General features: G+C 45.3%; 17 protein-coding genes. 1 reads left to right on the plus strand and 16 read right to left on the minus strand.

All coding sequences use genetic code 11. The annotated features are described in order from the left end of the window. Positions 1-20: 20 nt before the first annotated feature. From EBB54_RS09670 to EBB54_RS09685, 4 genes are all read right to left on the minus strand, one after another. Complete coding sequence (locus tag EBB54_RS09670; RefSeq protein ID WP_125127264.1) at positions 21-1,634, minus strand: recombinase family protein; 1,614 nt, start codon at positions 1,632-1,634, stop codon at positions 21-23. Then, positions 1,624-3,330 carry a recombinase family protein gene (locus EBB54_RS09675; protein WP_125127265.1) on the minus strand — a complete coding sequence of 569 codons (1,707 nt, stop codon included), beginning with the start codon at positions 3,328-3,330 and terminating at the stop codon, positions 1,624-1,626. The genes EBB54_RS09670 and EBB54_RS09675 overlap by 11 nt, the downstream gene beginning before the upstream one ends. After that, a complete protein-coding gene (locus tag EBB54_RS09680; protein WP_125127266.1) occupies positions 3,331-4,998 on the minus strand; it encodes a recombinase family protein in 1,668 nt (555 codons plus the stop codon). A 208-nt stretch (positions 4,999-5,206) separates the two neighbouring features. Continuing rightward, a complete protein-coding gene (locus tag EBB54_RS09685; RefSeq protein WP_016216633.1) occupies positions 5,207-5,455 on the minus strand; it encodes a DUF6870 family protein in 249 nt (82 codons plus the stop codon). 429 nt (positions 5,456-5,884) lie between these two features. Between EBB54_RS09685 and EBB54_RS31580 the strand changes: the two genes are divergently transcribed. After that, positions 5,885-6,019, plus strand: a complete 135-nt coding sequence (locus tag EBB54_RS31580; protein WP_279229963.1) for a hypothetical protein — start codon at positions 5,885-5,887, stop codon at positions 6,017-6,019. Here EBB54_RS31580 and EBB54_RS09690 read toward each other — a convergent pair. The 12 genes from EBB54_RS09690 to EBB54_RS09745 form a co-directional block, all read right to left on the minus strand. Continuing rightward, entirely contained in the window at positions 6,016-6,207 is a 192-nt protein-coding gene (locus EBB54_RS09690; RefSeq protein ID WP_125127267.1) for a helix-turn-helix domain-containing protein, read from the minus strand. The genes EBB54_RS31580 and EBB54_RS09690 overlap by 4 nt on opposite strands. Continuing rightward, positions 6,204-6,611, minus strand: coding sequence for a sigma-70 family RNA polymerase sigma factor (locus EBB54_RS09695; RefSeq protein ID WP_162307115.1), 408 nt, complete (start codon positions 6,609-6,611; stop codon positions 6,204-6,206). Before EBB54_RS09695 ends, EBB54_RS09690 begins: the two co-directional genes overlap by 4 nt. A 281-nt stretch (positions 6,612-6,892) precedes the next feature. Then, on the minus strand, positions 6,893-7,228 hold the full coding sequence (locus EBB54_RS09700) for a helix-turn-helix domain-containing protein (RefSeq protein ID WP_125127269.1): 336 nt from the start codon (positions 7,226-7,228) through the stop codon (positions 6,893-6,895). Positions 7,229-7,396: 168 nt separating this feature from the next. Then, positions 7,397-7,759 (minus strand): hypothetical protein, encoded by a 363-nt coding sequence (locus tag EBB54_RS09705; protein ID WP_125127270.1) that lies wholly within the window; start codon positions 7,757-7,759, stop codon positions 7,397-7,399. Between the two features lie 18 nt (positions 7,760-7,777). Next, positions 7,778-8,698 carry a ParM/StbA family protein gene (locus tag EBB54_RS09710; protein ID WP_125127271.1) on the minus strand — a complete coding sequence of 307 codons (921 nt, stop codon included), beginning with the start codon at positions 8,696-8,698 and terminating at the stop codon, positions 7,778-7,780. Positions 8,699-8,975: 277 nt separating this feature from the next. Beyond that, the gene (locus EBB54_RS09715; protein WP_125127272.1) at positions 8,976-9,383 is read right to left on the minus strand and encodes a PIN domain-containing protein; all 408 of its coding nucleotides are present in this window, start codon (positions 9,381-9,383) and stop codon (positions 8,976-8,978) included. Then, positions 9,367-9,600 (minus strand): type II toxin-antitoxin system Phd/YefM family antitoxin, encoded by a 234-nt coding sequence (locus EBB54_RS09720; protein ID WP_016216641.1) that lies wholly within the window; start codon positions 9,598-9,600, stop codon positions 9,367-9,369. The genes EBB54_RS09715 and EBB54_RS09720 overlap by 17 nt, the downstream gene beginning before the upstream one ends. Before the next feature lie 214 nt (positions 9,601-9,814). Next, positions 9,815-10,876 (minus strand): DUF3854 domain-containing protein, encoded by a 1,062-nt coding sequence (locus EBB54_RS09725; RefSeq protein WP_125127273.1) that lies wholly within the window; start codon positions 10,874-10,876, stop codon positions 9,815-9,817. Between the two features lie 177 nt (positions 10,877-11,053). After that, positions 11,054-11,815: a hypothetical protein gene (locus EBB54_RS09730; RefSeq protein ID WP_125127274.1), complete on the minus strand. Its 762-nt coding sequence runs from the start codon at positions 11,813-11,815 to the stop codon at positions 11,054-11,056. A 12-nt stretch (positions 11,816-11,827) separates the two neighbouring features. Then, positions 11,828-12,277: a hypothetical protein gene (locus EBB54_RS09735; RefSeq protein WP_125127275.1), complete on the minus strand. Its 450-nt coding sequence runs from the start codon at positions 12,275-12,277 to the stop codon at positions 11,828-11,830. Between the two features lie 70 nt (positions 12,278-12,347). After that, complete coding sequence (gene recD2, locus EBB54_RS09740; protein WP_205128752.1) at positions 12,348-14,498, minus strand: SF1B family DNA helicase RecD2; 2,151 nt, start codon at positions 14,496-14,498, stop codon at positions 12,348-12,350. 114 nt (positions 14,499-14,612) lie between these two features. Beyond that, positions 14,613-15,137, minus strand: coding sequence for a DUF7768 domain-containing protein (locus tag EBB54_RS09745; protein WP_125127277.1), 525 nt, complete (start codon positions 15,135-15,137; stop codon positions 14,613-14,615). Between the last annotated feature and the right edge of the window lie 11 nt (positions 15,138-15,148).

Genomic DNA, 15,148 nt, shown 5'->3' on the forward strand with positions numbered 1-15,148 from the left:
ACAACATTTTTTCTAATTTTTCATATGGTTTTTTCTTCCAGGGCCAAGTTGCTGTGAAATGGAATCACCTCTCCTATTTCATCACAGAAGTTCCATTCTATATGAATAGAGCCGTCCGGACGTATGATAATCTTTTTTACCAGCTCTTTCATCAGCTGAGGCGTCAGCTCTGTAATCTCCTGGTACTCTATTATTTTTTTGCTGGTTTCCATTTGCGTGGCGCTGGCTTTGATCTTTTCAGCCTGCTCCATCTGTTTGTGTTCTGCCACACTGAGCTGGATTTTTAAATCTTCTTCTTTTGTCGAAATTTCCCGTTTTTTTATTAGGAAATTTTCTTTGCTCAGCTGGCCTTCTACATAAGATTCATAGTGCTGCATCTTTAAAGCCTGTAATCCGTCGATCTGTTTGCGCAGCGTCCTGCATTCTGTCTGAAGGATCTGCTCATGGGATTTTGCCGAGTGGCTCACCTCCTTCATCTTTTTTATTTTTGCATCCAGCAGTTTACAGCGGACATTGATTGCACGAAGGACTATCTCTGTCAGCTTATCTTCACGGAACCTGACCTTCTCACAGTCTGATCCGGGATTATATCTATGTGTTACACATATCCAGTTCTTGTTCTGCGGTTTGCTTTTCGATAAACGATTTCCACAGCAGCCACATACCAATAAAGATTTGAATGGATTGGGACGTGGTGAGGCTTTGGATTTTTTCTTTGATTTTATCACGGTTCGGGCCTGGTAGAAAAGCTCACGGGAGATGACCGCCTCATGGGTATTCGGAATCACCTGCTGGAGTTCTTCCGGAATCTGCTTCACTCTGTCGCTGCCCACACGAACCACATGGGATTTAAAGGGCACTGTGTCCCCGGTATAAATACGGTTGGCTAAAATGTTTCGGACTGATTCAAAGGTCCATACCGCCCGTGTCTTGTATTTTCCCCTTACCGATGCCAGATAGACAGAAGGCGTCACCACCTGTGCTTCGTTGAGTTTCCGGGCAATCTGGGTAATCGTAATTCCGGCTGCCGCCCATTCAAAAATAGATTTCACAATCTCGGCCGCTTCTTTATCTATCACAATCGTATTCTTTTTCTCACCCTTTTTGTATCCGTAGGGCGCCGTCCCGTAAACATATTCCCCGCTCAGCTTTTTTAAATCCACAGAACTCTTAATTTTCCGCGAGATATCCTTGCTGTACATCTGGTTCAGCAGGTTTTTTATTGCCAATTCCAGTCCGGCAGTATTTTCGCCAAGCTGTTCACTGTCAAACTGATCGTTGATGGAAATGAACCGCACGCCATAAGCCGGGAATACAAATTCAAGATAATGGCCTGCCTCCAGGTAATTCCGGGCAAATCTGGAAAGATCGCGAACGATAATTGTCCGTACCTTGCTGTTTTCCACAAGATTCAGCAGCCGTCTCATTCCAGGCCGGTTCATACTGGTTCCGGAGTACCCATCATCTGCAATTTCCTCAAACTCATCTGCCTGAAAACAGTGTTCCTGCAAATACCTTTTAATGCAGTCTCTTTGGGAAGTGATGCTGCAGCTTTCTTCTGCAGAACCTTCCTCTATATCCCCATCTTCCTTTGAAAGCCGCAGATAATAGAAATCCTGTTTCTCAGCTGACATCCTTTACCACCTCTATTCTTTGAAGAAACTCCAAAATTGGCTGGTATGGATCCTCGTAATTAAGGATAATCTTAATTGTCCTGTCTTCTGATATTTCAATCCGGGCTACCAATAATTCCAGAAGCCCACGTTCAATACTTGGAATCTTCTGATATTTTTTGATAGCATCCAGCCATTTTTCTGTAACGCTAAGGGCAGCGTCTTTCGCTCGTATGTCAGATAAGGCTTTCGTTTCCTCCTGCAAAAGCTCTTCATATTTCTTTGCATACTGCTTTTTCATATAATCATATTCCCTGCGGTCAATGACCTTCTGTGTAAGTTCTATCAGAAGCTGTTCCATTTTAGCTTCCACATTCTTACGCTTTGCAGAAACGCTTGCATAATGGTTTTCTGCATCATTCTGATAACAAACAACCTTCGGCATACGTTTCAGCCTGTCGGCAAGCTGTTCTACATCTACGGCTACCTGGATCTGTTGGTTTAAGGTGTCAGTCACCGCCTGCATTAATGTCTCCTGCCTCACATAATGGCTGCTGCATTGCGTATGGGCAGAATATCTGTATCCGTTGCAATCGTAAAATATGCGGCTTGGCGTCTTGGCATTCGGCCTGGCACATCCTTTTCCTGCGCCCATAGGGCTTTGGCACTCTGCACAAAACACCATACCGCGGAATAAATCCCGGTAATCATTACCGCATTCTGCTCTATGCTCAAACTTGCCCCTGCGCTGCAGTTCTTCCTTATTTATCTGCTGGACCTTCTCATATAATGGAACAGAAATAATTGCCGGATGGGCATTTTCAATCACCTGCCACTCTTCTTCGTTCCGTCGCTTTTTCTCCAGACCGACTTTATCCCTCTTTACTTTTCCATGAATCCGGTTTCCTATATAGACCTGGTCGGAGCAGATTTTACGGATCGTCCCTCGAATCCAAAGAGCATTTTCATACTTTTTAGCCTTGGTGATGCCCCGAAGCAGCCTGAGTTTCCCCGGCGAAGGGATATTTTTTTCATTTAATATACGGGCAATTGCGTTAAAGCTTTCACCGCTGGCTCTTAACTGATAAATTTTTTTCACTACTTCCGCAGGTTCCGGATCAATGTCGTAGGTAGTAAATTCTGCATTCCTGACATACCCATATGGAATGCTGCCTGCAGCTGGAATAAATTCGCCCCCTGTCATTTTTGCCGATATGCTGGAACGTATTTTATTGGAGATATCCTTTACATAATAATCGTTCATGACCATTTTTAAAGGCATGGTTAATGCAGAGGCGTCTGCGTTCCCATCCATGCTGTCGTAAGAATCGTTAATACAAATGAGTCTGACACCCATTTCAGGGAATGTCCGCTCTACAAATTCGCTTGTCATTACAAAATGCCGGCCCAGTCTGGAAATATCCTTTACAATCACACAGTTTATCCGGCCGCTCTTCAAGTCCTTAAACATCCGGATAAATCCCGGACGTTCATAATTCATTCCTGTATAACCATTATCATAATAGGTATCTACCAGTTTTATTTCCGGATGCTCTTCTAAATAATGCAGGGTGATTTTCTGCTGATTACCGATGGAATTTTGCTCTATATCGTCTCCATCCTCTACGGAAAGACGTCCATATTCACCGGCAAGTATCAATATTTCCTCCTCAGGAGCAGCTTCTTTTAATCTGTTCACTCTGCTCTTTCGTGCCATTTAGACTACCTCCTTTGCTCTTTCCTGAAAAATCTCCTGATATGCAGCGATTTCATTCCGGTAATTAAATTCAATACGGATACGTTTATCTTCATATACATAGATACGGTCCACCAATGTTACAACTACCTCACGGGTCAGCTCGGAAATCCCTTTAAATTTTATGAACTGCATAATCCAATTATTGTCTGCACTGCTGCCGGATGAAATTTCTTCCCGTTGAAGCTGGAGCTTACGGATTGCTTTCTCCGTGTCTTCAATCTGCTTTGAATACTTCATCCGCATTTTGTTATACTCATCCCTGTCAATCAAATCTTCATTCAGCGCTTCATACAGCTTCATACGGAATTCCTTATCCCTGTCCAGATCCTGTTCTTTTTTTACAATCATAACATCAATGCGTCCCTGTCGGATCTGGTCAATATTGTTTAACCCAATATCCTGAACCAGCTGGTTTAATTCTACAACCATCTGTATCTGGTTGGATACAGCATGTAAAACCGTTTCTTCCAGCTTTTTCTGCTCAAAGCTGTGGCTGCTGCAGCCTTTCCCGTCTTTGTAAGTTGCACATACATAATAATAGTGTTTCCGCTTTCCCCTCGTTACGGTTCTGCGCTGCAAAGTGCGCCCGCAGTCTGGGCAAAACAATATTCCGGCCAACGGCAGAAGGGTATCCTTTTTCGGCGGCCTTCTGGTATCACGCTCCATCATCTTCTGCACAGTAGAAAACATGAGTGGATCAATAATTGCCGGATGGTTGTTCTCAACTACCACCCAGTCATCCTCGCTGCGCACCTTCATCTTTTTGATTTTATAATTCGGTGTGCCACGTTTGCCCTGCACAAGCGTGCCAATATAGATCGGGTTTGTTAATATCCTGTTGATTGTAACAACACTCCATTTTGACTGTGAGGAAGCCTGAAAACCGGTCTTATATTTCATGCCAAGGCTCTTTTTATACTCTGATGGCGGCAATATTTGCTCATGATCCAGAAAATCTGCTATTACAGACTGACTGTGCCCTTTGATTTTCATAGAAAAAATGCCCCGCACGACTTCGGCTGCATACTCATCAACGATAAGCTTATGCTTATCATCAGGGGATTTGCAGTACCCATAGCTCGCAAAGGCACCTAAAAACTCTCCATTACCACGCTGAATCCGAAACTGGTTCCGCAGCTTCTTGGATAATTCGCGGCAATAGGACTCATTCATTATATTTTTAATAGGAATGATAATATCATCCCCCGCTGTACTGTGTTCACTGTCAACATCATCGTTAATGGCAATAAAACGTATACCAAAAGACGGGAATATCATTTCAAGATATTTTCCCGTTTCAATATACTCTCTTCCAAGCCTTGATAAATCTTTTACAATCACACAGTTAATGCTTCCGGACTGAACTTTTTCAAGGACAGAACGAAAACCGGGACGATCATAATTCGTTCCGGAATAACCATCATCATATGCTTCATCAATAAGTGTAATATTGGGATGATTCTTAAGATACGCGTGAACCAGTTTGCGCTGGTTCAGAATACTGTCACTGATTTCACCGTCACTATCCCTGCCCCTGTCCTCATTTTTGTCATCTTTAGACAGACGATAGTATGCCATTGCCCTATATTCTTCCAGGTCTGGAACCTGTTTCTTTCTAACTGCCATAACAAACCTCCTAAAATTCTTTCAGGACATTTGTTTCTGGCGGTTATCCCAGATGGCTGACCGGGCCATCTCATTGACCGTATGCTCCTACTTTGAGATACTCGAAAAAATACTGCGTATTTTTCCTCGTTGGAATATCAGTTGCTCCCGCAGCTGATATTCCATATTATGTCTGACTTTTCATACCTTGTCAATAGGATTGCACCAGTTACCGCAAATTCCCAAAATCCTGATCTATGCTGCTCGCATAGGCTACCAACCGTTCCTGTAAACTTACCCCTGTATTTGCGTATCCAATTTCCACTACAACTCCGTCATCCATATAACAATACGGATTTCCAATCTGCTTTATAAAACCTTGAATACGTTCTTCACAGGATTTTGAGGTGTCTATTACAACATCCCGTATATCTTTTAACTGGGAGCGGTCCACTGTTTTTGCAGTTGCATATTCCATAGAAAACTCCTTTCCTTATTATTGTCCTTTCTTTTGGGGACATCAAGGTATACCCGAAGGGTGTTTCCTCTTTTTGTCCTTTTCTTTGGACATCAAGGTATACCCAAAGGGTATTTCCTTGTCCTTTCCTTTGGTCACCACGGGATACCCAAAGGATGCTTCTGTTTCTGTTTTCATTATTACCAATTTAATCCACTCCTATTCACAAGGCAGAATCAGTATCATTTAACGTCCTCCCGGCGCCTGCAGCGAACAGGTCCATAGAAATTTCATCTCCCCGCTTTCATTGTAGCCGGGCCGCGAATTACGGAAGTCTCATTATGCCCCTGACAGATCATAGCGTTATATGGAAGCCATCCATATATCAGTGCTCGTGGTTCTGCTTGCCAGGCAGACGGATAGCCGCTCTTCATCAGGGAATGTACCGGGATGGACTATGTAATTGTCAATGTGCGTTTGGCTGGGGATGCCTTCACTTATAAAAAGCCATTTGATTCCGTACTTCTCGAATCTCACCAAAAAAAATTTAGCGGCTCTGAAAAATCCAGAACCGCCAAGGCCTAAATATCAAATTTTGAAATATTGAGGGCAATATGTATCAGTATGTACTGTTTCAGATCCTCATCTATCTTGCCGTCTATCCGGCAATGCTTGCTGATAAGCGGGTCATATAACTCAAAAATCCTCTCCAATGCTTGATGACTGCCCAGCGTAGCCTCTTCTAATATCTTACCAAATTCTTCGGGGTTCATCTGCCATCACCTTCCTCCATCAGTTCTGTTCGCAGTTTCTTTAATGCGTGATACCTCTGGTCATATACATGCTGCGGGGAACAATTTAATTCCTTTGCAATCTCTTCCGGTTTCCTTTCCTCCACAAACAGCATAGTAAGTATCCGCTGCCGCTTAATTGGAAGATTTGCAAAAGCGTCAGCAAGCCGCTCCTCTTCAAAAGCAAACGCATCCATTGAATCAATCTGTCTTAAATCATCCTCATAAACAGGGAGAATGCGCTCTGGCAGTTCCTCAAGCGAAACTGTATCAAGCTTCGTTTCCGTCTTCCGCAGATATTTGAGCTTAGCTCTGTAAATAACGGTATCCAGCCATTTTGTAAACCTCGCCCTTAATACATCATCGTATTCCTGCTGATGGTCCATCGTGTACCTCCTTTTCGTTGGGGCACGCCACCACAGCAGGGAACCAGACATACCATGATGGCATGCCTGGTTCGTGTTCTGTGTTCCTTTACCTGAAATCTACAAGACTTTCCATAAAAGTCTAATTTTGATTTAGGCAAGCAAAAAACGACCATACCGCACTTTCGTGTGGCATAGCCGTTCTTAAGCATGAATAATCAACCGAATAAATCTATCGGTCTTATCCGCATAAATGAGTCATATCTTATCTGTTCCTGTAAGGCTTAAGCATCTGTATTCAATTACTGGCTGAACTTCTCAAGCGAATCAAGATAAGCCATTAAAGCTTCACAGGCCTGAATCCGTCTTGCAACCGGATATTTCTCAATGCGTTCTGCAAGTTCCCGCAGATACACCACTTCCGGATTAGAGTAGGATTCCTTGAGCAGCTGGTCCACCGTTACAGACAGTGAGTTTGCAATCCTCACCACCATATCCAGACTGGGAATGCCGCGGGCATTCTCTATCTGGCCGATGTGGCTGTTGCTGCAATCACATTTACCTGCCAATTCTTCCTGACTGAATCCAAATATCAAACGATACTTCCTTACATTTTTTCCTAAAGTTATGTAGTCCACTGTTCCATCTTCTCCTTATATTCTTATTTTACAGTAGCTTATACTGGAATTGAAGAATCCACCATTCCATCACACGCACTATAAGTGGAATTTATATGGTATTTATGGACTTTTTATATTTATAAAGCGTATGGACCTGCCATAGCTTTAGCAGGTCCACTTATCCTATTACTGAAACAGATCAAGATTGTCAAGCATCTGTGCTATATCGTCTTCCATTGTTTCTGATATTTCATCCTGTGGGATGTCTGCCGGGATTCCGCCTGGCTGCAACCGGGCAATCCGTTCTTCTACAATCTGCCGTATGATCTGTTCCATCCTGTCCTGATTATAACCGGATGTCACTTTCACTTCTATTTTGCAGTTTCCCTTCTGCAATTCCGGATGGGACAAAAGATACTTATTCAGCACGTCCACCATAACGGCGCTTTTTTTGTTGCCCAGGCTTTCCAGAAATTCCCCTACCCGAATCTGTTCCTCTGAATCAGCCCCAAACTGAAGGGTAAAACGATATTTTCCATCTTTTTTCACTATGCATCCCTCCGCCCATTATACGGTAGGACGAAGGGCGAGCTGTTTCCTTGCCAGCATTTCATATCCAATGGCATTCGCATTGGGAGATTCCACGAAATCTGCTTTTGCCACCAGACGTGAAGCCTCAAAAAACGGGCGGAGCAGGATGCTTCCCCCTCCGATAAACACGGCGGGATTTGCACGCAGGTCTACCTGTAGTTCACGAAGGCGGTTTAGAATATCGTTTGCATGCTGCTTTGCCGCTTCATAGATTGCCGTTTTAACATCATCCGGCAGAATAACACTGTTTTCCCCACGCAGTACGGCCGTGATATGTTCATCGCTAATCAGCATATCATGCAAAGCTCCAACCTTACGGATAATCTCATTATTCATCGTAATAATGCCCGTCTCAAGAGAACGGCAAAACTGGAGATCCGGTTTCCCGTTCTGAAGGAGCAGCACATCTGTCGTGTAACCCCCTACGTCAATAATAAAAATACGGAGCGTATGGACTACCAGGCTGCTCTGTGGCACTACGGCAGCATACGCCTGCGGGAATACCATGACACGGTTAATCAGCACTGCATAAGGCTTGTCCTTATATGCAAATTGAATCATTCCACGTTTAAAATAACTGGCAAACTTATCTTTCAGTATACCATAATGTTCGGGAGGAAGCCCAACTGCTAACTGGATCTGTTCCAACGGAGAATAACGCCCGGTCCGCTCCATTTCCTTTGCTATTGCAAATAAAGAGAGGATAAAGTAACGGTCATCACAGGTCTTGTCCCTCATATAGCTCAGCCTCTGCCCGCTCAATGTCCAGAATTTCCCATCATACTCCAATATCTCTTCTGCCATGGGCGGCCTGGCCGCATGCTCGGAAAGGCCGGAGACAAACGAGTCGTTCGGTGTCTTTATGGCATAATTGCCATGATCAATGGATACCAACATAATGAAACCTCCTATATTTCAAATATTTTCTATACTTATGGAAAAAAGCAGTTCTCCATAATCAGATATGCTATATTCCAGGAACCGCTTCGCGAACCCTGTCATTAGATGGACGGCGCATTTGCGCCTTTTATGGAAATCTGCTTTGCAGATTCCCATAAGCTATATAATCATTACACTGTTTAATATACGCATTTACAACTGAAATACGCATTATAAAAAAGAAATGCAAAAAAGAACGAAGCTTAACGCCTCGTCCTCTTGAAATCAATAAAAGTCATATCCTTTCCAAAAACTCTGCCGGCTTTATGGCGGCTACTTTGCTCTCTCTGAAATCCCTGATGTTTCTGGTTATAATATATTCCGCCCTGATGTGGGAAGCGCAGGCGCTCTGAACCGCATCCTCATAATCCTTAAATTTCATGCTGGCTGCTTTTTTCAAATCATCCGCCTTTAGGTCGGCAATCGTAAAAATCAGGGAAATACTGTTCAAAATCTCCTTCGTCCTTTCTGCATCCAATTCCTTTCGCATAATATATATGATATTGGGAATCGACAAGGCAGACACTACACCAGTAATCTTTTTGACCTCACAAAGCTTCCAAACCATAGCAGAATCCTTGTAAAAATCGTCCCGTTTGCACAAAACGTCAAGAATAATGTTTGTATCAATCAGTATTTTCATATTTGCCCATACGCTCCATTCTGATCTGTTTCTCGTCATAATCCCCTTTCAGCACTCCGGTAAGTGAATCCGTGAGGAAAGAAACGCTTCTATCATAGGAAACCAGGCGGGCAACCTCTTTTCCATTCTTTACAACAATAACCTCCCCGCCGGCTTGTGCCATCTGCAAGTATTTTCCAAAATTATTCTGTACTTCTGTTGCTGTTGCTGTCATCATAATGCTTCACCTTCCTTTTATACAAATATCTTCCTATGCCAATATATTGTTTGTTCTTTCTTTTCCCTAATATTATTATATTTATTTTTCCCTAATCAGTCAAGAAATTAGCTAACTTCTATACGTGTTATTTTATCCAAAATTCCTATTCTGATTCATACGCAAATTCTCCATAAAAAAAGAACGAAGCCAACAAAGCCCCGCCCTCTTTTCGTTACTGTGTCTGCCTTTGAAGGCAGCATTCCCAAATGTAGTCATCAAGTCCTTTATAACGCGGATCCCACAGATAAGTTCCAAATGTAAAACCCATATTTCCAAGAAGCTGCAGTAAGCTGTTATACCCGTTCTGCACATGATGATTTGTTGCAAAATCCATATCAAAAGCTGTCTTGATTTCCAACAATCCTTCATTTCTTAAATCCTCAAGCGTCATCTGCAGCTGTGTCAGAGAATTTACGCCTGGTACTGCCAATACTGTCATCCCTGTCAATGCATGAATCACATCCGCTTTCATCGGTCCTTCCGTCAGCAGCATCGTGGACTGTAACGCTCCTGCAAGGTGCGTCCAGCCTTCCGCCCTGCATCCATCCTCCATTTCCGTGCTGGATACCCAGCGGAATTTCCGTCTGCTGACATTATCCCTTCGTATCTGCAAGCCTTGAATCCTTCCTATCCGGTCTCTGACTGGAATCAGAATACCCCTTTTCTCATGGATAAATGTCCACGCTCCACTTTTGTCCCTGTAAAAGCCTGGAACACCAGCAAGGTGCAGGCCATCCGACTGCAGCTGTTTTGCAATCGCTGACATACCTACAACTGGCGTCGTTTTATATTCCAGAAGTTCAACATCCTGTTCCGTCAGTCCGCGGTTCATAAGGTTTTCTTTGTGGTCTGCCGCCAATGACAGCTTATCAAGAAGCGCCGTATAGACGCTGTTCCGCGATTCAATGTCAGCAAGCGGGCATTCTTCTTTCTGCTTTTCCACAATGTTCTTCTTCGGACGGACCATAAGCTCTGGAGGTCCAATCCGTTCGACCAGTTCTTTTCTGACCTTATCCCGCGACGCTCCTGTGTAAAGTGCATATAAATCAAAAATACCTCCGGATATCCCACATCTCGGACAGCGAAACACTTCTTTTTTCAGATTGATATTTAGATGCTTTTCTCTCGGATTTTCGTCACAGCAGGGGCATTGTATGTAATACGAGCTTCTGCCTGCTGTCGGCACAGGCAATCCAAGCAGCGAAACAATATCCCACATGTGAAATATCTCCATACGTCCTCCTTTCCTTAACCTCGGCCGAATGCCCTCGCTTACGCTGGGTTGCTAAGCGCCAGTGGCGCTTGTTTAGCAACGACCGGAACGTAGTGCAGACCAGACTCTGGCCATAGAGGTATCCCTTGCAGGTTTCCGGGGATGGCAGGATGCCATCCCCATATCTGTGATATTATATTAGGCAGTAGCCTGCTGCGCTGCATATTCGCAGATAAACCGCGCTGCCGCGCTGATTTCTTCATCGCCCTTGAATTTTGTGGCAACCCATGTGACTGCCCCAGGATCCAGCGGCAATACCTCACCGAGCGTTTTACCACTGAACTTTGTAATCGGGCAGGGCTTTGCCATAGCCTGCTGTAGCTTTTCCTCCTGCGTCAGCTCCTTGGGAGGCGTAGGCATCGCCGTGTATTCCTCCTCTTTGGGATGAGGCGGCTGCGTCTGGTTCGGTCTGGAGGACTGCGGCGTTTGATTCTCTGCGCCATTTTCTGCCATACCCAGTTCATCGGGCGCATTCTCCTCAAATTCTTCGCCTGCCATGGCAAACTGCAGTCCAAAGCCGGCATTGCGGAGCGCTATCCCGACCGCAGCCGTCTGTGCCCATTCCCTTGGGGACACGGAGGGCTTGTCTGCAAGATAGCCCCTGGATGCCGTTGCTTCCGCAAGATAGGCTTCCGCAGGATCGCTGTACTTGGGGTATACCCTGGCGGTAGCCACAAAGCAATCCTTTGCAGGAGTAACCTGAACCGCTATTTTCCCTTCCGGGTACTTCATCCGAAACCACGCCATCTGAATCATGACAGGGAGACGTTTCCGGGTCTCTCCTGTATTCAAATCCGTATAGTCCACCGCAAACGGAGCCGGGTCAAACCCTGACACCTCATTGATTTTTTCAATCATGGCGTGCATTGCCGCCTTATCATTCGAGTTATTCTGACTCATAACAAAGCCTCCTTATAGATTGATATTATTGTAAGTGTTCCGATACTGCATCCAAACAGGCAGGATCGTATTGATATACTGGCTGATACAGGATTTATACTGCTCCTGCGTACCAGCAGCAAAGCTGGAGAAACGCTTCCTCCCATCCTGGACAACGCTTTCAAAAGATGTAAGCGCTGTCTCCTGTTTCTTTTTCCCCTCCGCATCTGTTTTCAGCCCGAACCTTCTCTCTGTCAGTATGAAGCGCACATAGGCGTCCACAAGCTGAAAGTGGTACCCCATGACACGGGTGTCCATGGTAATTGGGGCTGATTTGCAGAATGCCTGGAACGTCTCCAGGACACAGACCCGGTAATTCAGTTCCTGCATCTGGAGCAGCTCTTCCGGCGGAAGGCTGTTCTCGGAAATCTGGGACTGGATGATGGATTGCTTCTCACGGTATTTGTCTAAAATTGTAGCCATTGTTAGCTCCTTTCTTTGATATTGCCCATATTCTTTCGGTATAAAGGGACACTTTTTCGGTGTTTCTTTGTCAGATCAGCTCCTGCAGCCGTTGAGCCAGGCAGGTGCCTCGTTTCTCAGTATCAGTTTTCTTGATGGCAATACAAAGCGCACGTTTTTCCCCGACGATAGCCACACGTTCTTTTCCCCTGGTGATTGCCGTATAGATAAGCGGCCTTGTCAGCATATTGTAATGTGCGCACTGCAGGTTGATGATAACGGACTTATATTCGGAACCCTGCGATTTATGGACAGTAAATGCATAGCCAAAATCCAACATATCCAGTTCTGCCGGTTCATACTCCTTCATCCGTCCATCGCCAAAATCCACCTGTACGGTTGTGTCTTCGCCACTGCCGGAGATATTTCGGATATACCCAATATCGCCGTTGTTGACGTCATCCTTGTTTTTTATCTGCATGACCTTATCCCCACAACGAAAAATACGTTTGCCGCGGATAATTTCCGGCTTTCCCAAACCACCTGGGTTCACCAGTTCCCGCAATCTTTCATTCAGGGCATTCGCCCCGGTTTCCGTTTTTTGGCGGTACGGCGTAAGCAGAGCTACGTTGTCAATGCCATACTTTTTTGTTTCCTGCAGATAAAGCTCTGCTATTTTCTCAGCCGATACCTGCATATTGGGGGATGGGATGAATTGAAAATCATCCCCGTATTCCAATGACGTATCCCCATGGCGAATCTTTTTTGCATTCGTTGCGATACGGCTTCCGGAATCCTGCCGGAACACTTTATCCAGCCTGACGACAGGAATGCGGCCGCTTGCAATGATTTCACTAAGTACCGCCCCAGGCCCGACTGAGGGCAGCTGGTCCGCATCGCCAATCAGGACAATCCGTTTCCCATACTCAATCGCCCCAAACAGAAAGCCTGCCAGATAAATATCCAGCATGGAAACCTCATCTACTAAGATCAAATCCGCTTCTATGATTTCCGGTTCCCCATAGCTGCCGTCTTCATCTGCAACCAGCCCAAGCGCTTTATGAACCGTCGAGGCTGTGCAGCCTGCCTGCTGCTCCATCCTCCTGGCTGCCCGTCCTGTAGGAGCGCTGCAGCAGATTGCAGCCCTCGGATACTGGCGCCGGTAAATGTCCAGAATTGCTTTCTGTATCAGGGTTTTGCCTGTGCCGGGACCTCCGGTAATTACGGACAGCCCTTGTGTCAGCGCCATTTTTACTGCATCGCGCTGTTCTGGAGCCAGTTTCAGGCCCATCAGCCGCTCCTCTTCATCCAACTCATCATCCAGATTCGTACAGATATTCTTTTTCCCTGTCCTCATCTGCTGGCAAAGCTGTTCTGCAAGCTGTGTTTCTGCATATGCATTTTTTGCCCGGTAAACATTCCCCCTGTATGACACCAGCTGGCCGCTGTATACAAGCCTTGCGGCGCGGTTTGCAGCCATTTCCTCTGTGAGCTGTGGCGTATTCAGGATTTTCAGACACGCTTTTATAAACGGATGCTTCTCCATACACAGATGGCCTTTGCTTTCTGCATCCACCAATGTAAACAGCAGCCCTTCATCCACACGTTCAGTTGACAGCAGATTAACGCCCATGTTCATGGCAATTTTATCCGCTGTTTTAAAGCCAATACCGGTCATCTCGCAAAGTTGGTACGGATGGTTTTTGACAATCTCCATCGCCTGGTTTCCATATTTCTTATACAGCTTCACTGCACGGTTTGGCGTGATGCCATGCGGCGCAAGGAAAGCAACCACATCGCGTGCGCCCCTGTTCTCAAGATACGAATCACATATTTTTCTCAGTTTGTCTTCACCGATACCGGGTATGGACAGCAGCCTTTCCGGCTCTTTATCCAGCACATCCAGTGTACGGAGGCCAAAAGCCCTATAAATGCGTTCGGCAACCTTCGGGCCAATGCCTTTGATTTTACCGGACGACAGGTAAGCAATAATCCCTTCCTTGGATGGGATTAGTACCTCGTCATAGCTTTCAACCTCAAACTGAAGCCCGTGGTTCTGATGCCTGCTCCAGTGTCCCTGCATCTCATAACGCAAGTGGTCTGCAACCGGCAGGCAGTATCCAACTGCCTTTACCTGCGTAAGAACCTGCCCCGATGCATCCTTGATTTTCTCACAAGGGCGGTACAGGGCAATCATGTAGCTACCCGGATCTGCTTGCGCCGGATTCGGCGGATAAATCATTTTCTCAAATTGGCATAACAAATTCTTTACTCCTTTCTGCGGAATATTGTGCATAAAAAACTCCCAAAGGCAGCATTGCCGCACTTCAGGAGCTGTTTATGAACCGCAGCGCATTCATTTGAGCATCGCTGCATTTTCAAGATACGTTACCGGCGTGGAAAATCCCATGACATAGTTTTCACGGTCAAGCTGCACACATTGTTGATTACCTCCATGTTCCATAATCTCCTTCTGCACTTCAGGATAAAGACCTTCATCAAAAACCACCATAGGCATCTGGAACCAGGCAGCATATGCAATCTCTCCCTTCATCCCGCTGCTGAGACGGTTTCCACAAATGAGGATAATCTCACTGTTTTCCAAAAGGGAAAGCCCAAAGTTAAGAGCCAGGTCTCTCTCTGACGGAATCCTGTCGCACAAAAGCATTGGCAGATAAGCATGCGGCGCCCTGGCGTACATCTCCATTTTTTCAAAGGCGTAATACATATACGCCCTTGCCGAATGCATATTGCGGAGAAAATCAACATCTTTTTCTGCGCTGAGTGGTGAGCATATATAGGCACGTTTTCTGCACCTGCCATTTTTCAGGAACTGCATTTCCAAACGCTGTTCCCAGTTCTCAGTAAAAATAGTTTCCATAAGCATTTCCT

The organism is Schaedlerella arabinosiphila (genome assembly GCF_003885045.1).
GTDB classification, from domain to species: domain Bacteria; phylum Bacillota; class Clostridia; order Lachnospirales; family Lachnospiraceae; genus Schaedlerella; species Schaedlerella arabinosiphila.

What these genes read in the sequence shown, in the direction of transcription:
- EBB54_RS09670 (WP_125127264.1), bottom strand. Translation starts at nt 1,634, where the DNA reads ATGTCAGCTGAGAAACAGGATTTCTATTATCTGCGGCTTTCAAAGGAA.
- EBB54_RS09735 (WP_125127275.1), bottom strand. Translation starts at nt 12,277, where the DNA reads ATGGCTACAATTTTAGACAAATACCGTGAGAAGCAATCCATCATCCAG.
- EBB54_RS09675 (WP_125127265.1), bottom strand. Translation starts at nt 3,330, where the DNA reads ATGGCACGAAAGAGCAGAGTGAACAGATTAAAAGAAGCTGCTCCTGAG.
- EBB54_RS09695 (WP_162307115.1), bottom strand. Translation starts at nt 6,611, where the DNA reads ATGGACCATCAGCAGGAATACGATGATGTATTAAGGGCGAGGTTTACA.
- EBB54_RS31580 (WP_279229963.1), top strand. Translation starts at nt 5,885, where the DNA reads ATGGACTATGTAATTGTCAATGTGCGTTTGGCTGGGGATGCCTTCACT.
- EBB54_RS09690 (WP_125127267.1), bottom strand. Translation starts at nt 6,207, where the DNA reads ATGAACCCCGAAGAATTTGGTAAGATATTAGAAGAGGCTACGCTGGGC.
- EBB54_RS09720 (WP_016216641.1), bottom strand. Translation starts at nt 9,600, where the DNA reads ATGATGACAGCAACAGCAACAGAAGTACAGAATAATTTTGGAAAATAC.
- EBB54_RS09745 (WP_125127277.1), bottom strand. Translation starts at nt 15,137, where the DNA reads ATGGAAACTATTTTTACTGAGAACTGGGAACAGCGTTTGGAAATGCAG.
- EBB54_RS09685 (WP_016216633.1), bottom strand. Translation starts at nt 5,455, where the DNA reads ATGGAATATGCAACTGCAAAAACAGTGGACCGCTCCCAGTTAAAAGAT.
- EBB54_RS09680 (WP_125127266.1), bottom strand. Translation starts at nt 4,998, where the DNA reads ATGGCAGTTAGAAAGAAACAGGTTCCAGACCTGGAAGAATATAGGGCA.
- EBB54_RS09725 (WP_125127273.1), bottom strand. Translation starts at nt 10,876, where the DNA reads ATGGAGATATTTCACATGTGGGATATTGTTTCGCTGCTTGGATTGCCT.
- EBB54_RS09730 (WP_125127274.1), bottom strand. Translation starts at nt 11,815, where the DNA reads ATGAGTCAGAATAACTCGAATGATAAGGCGGCAATGCACGCCATGATT.
- EBB54_RS09710 (WP_125127271.1), bottom strand. Translation starts at nt 8,698, where the DNA reads ATGTTGGTATCCATTGATCATGGCAATTATGCCATAAAGACACCGAAC.
- recD2 (WP_205128752.1), bottom strand. Translation starts at nt 14,498, where the DNA reads ATGATTTATCCGCCGAATCCGGCGCAAGCAGATCCGGGTAGCTACATG.
- EBB54_RS09715 (WP_125127272.1), bottom strand. Translation starts at nt 9,383, where the DNA reads ATGAAAATACTGATTGATACAAACATTATTCTTGACGTTTTGTGCAAA.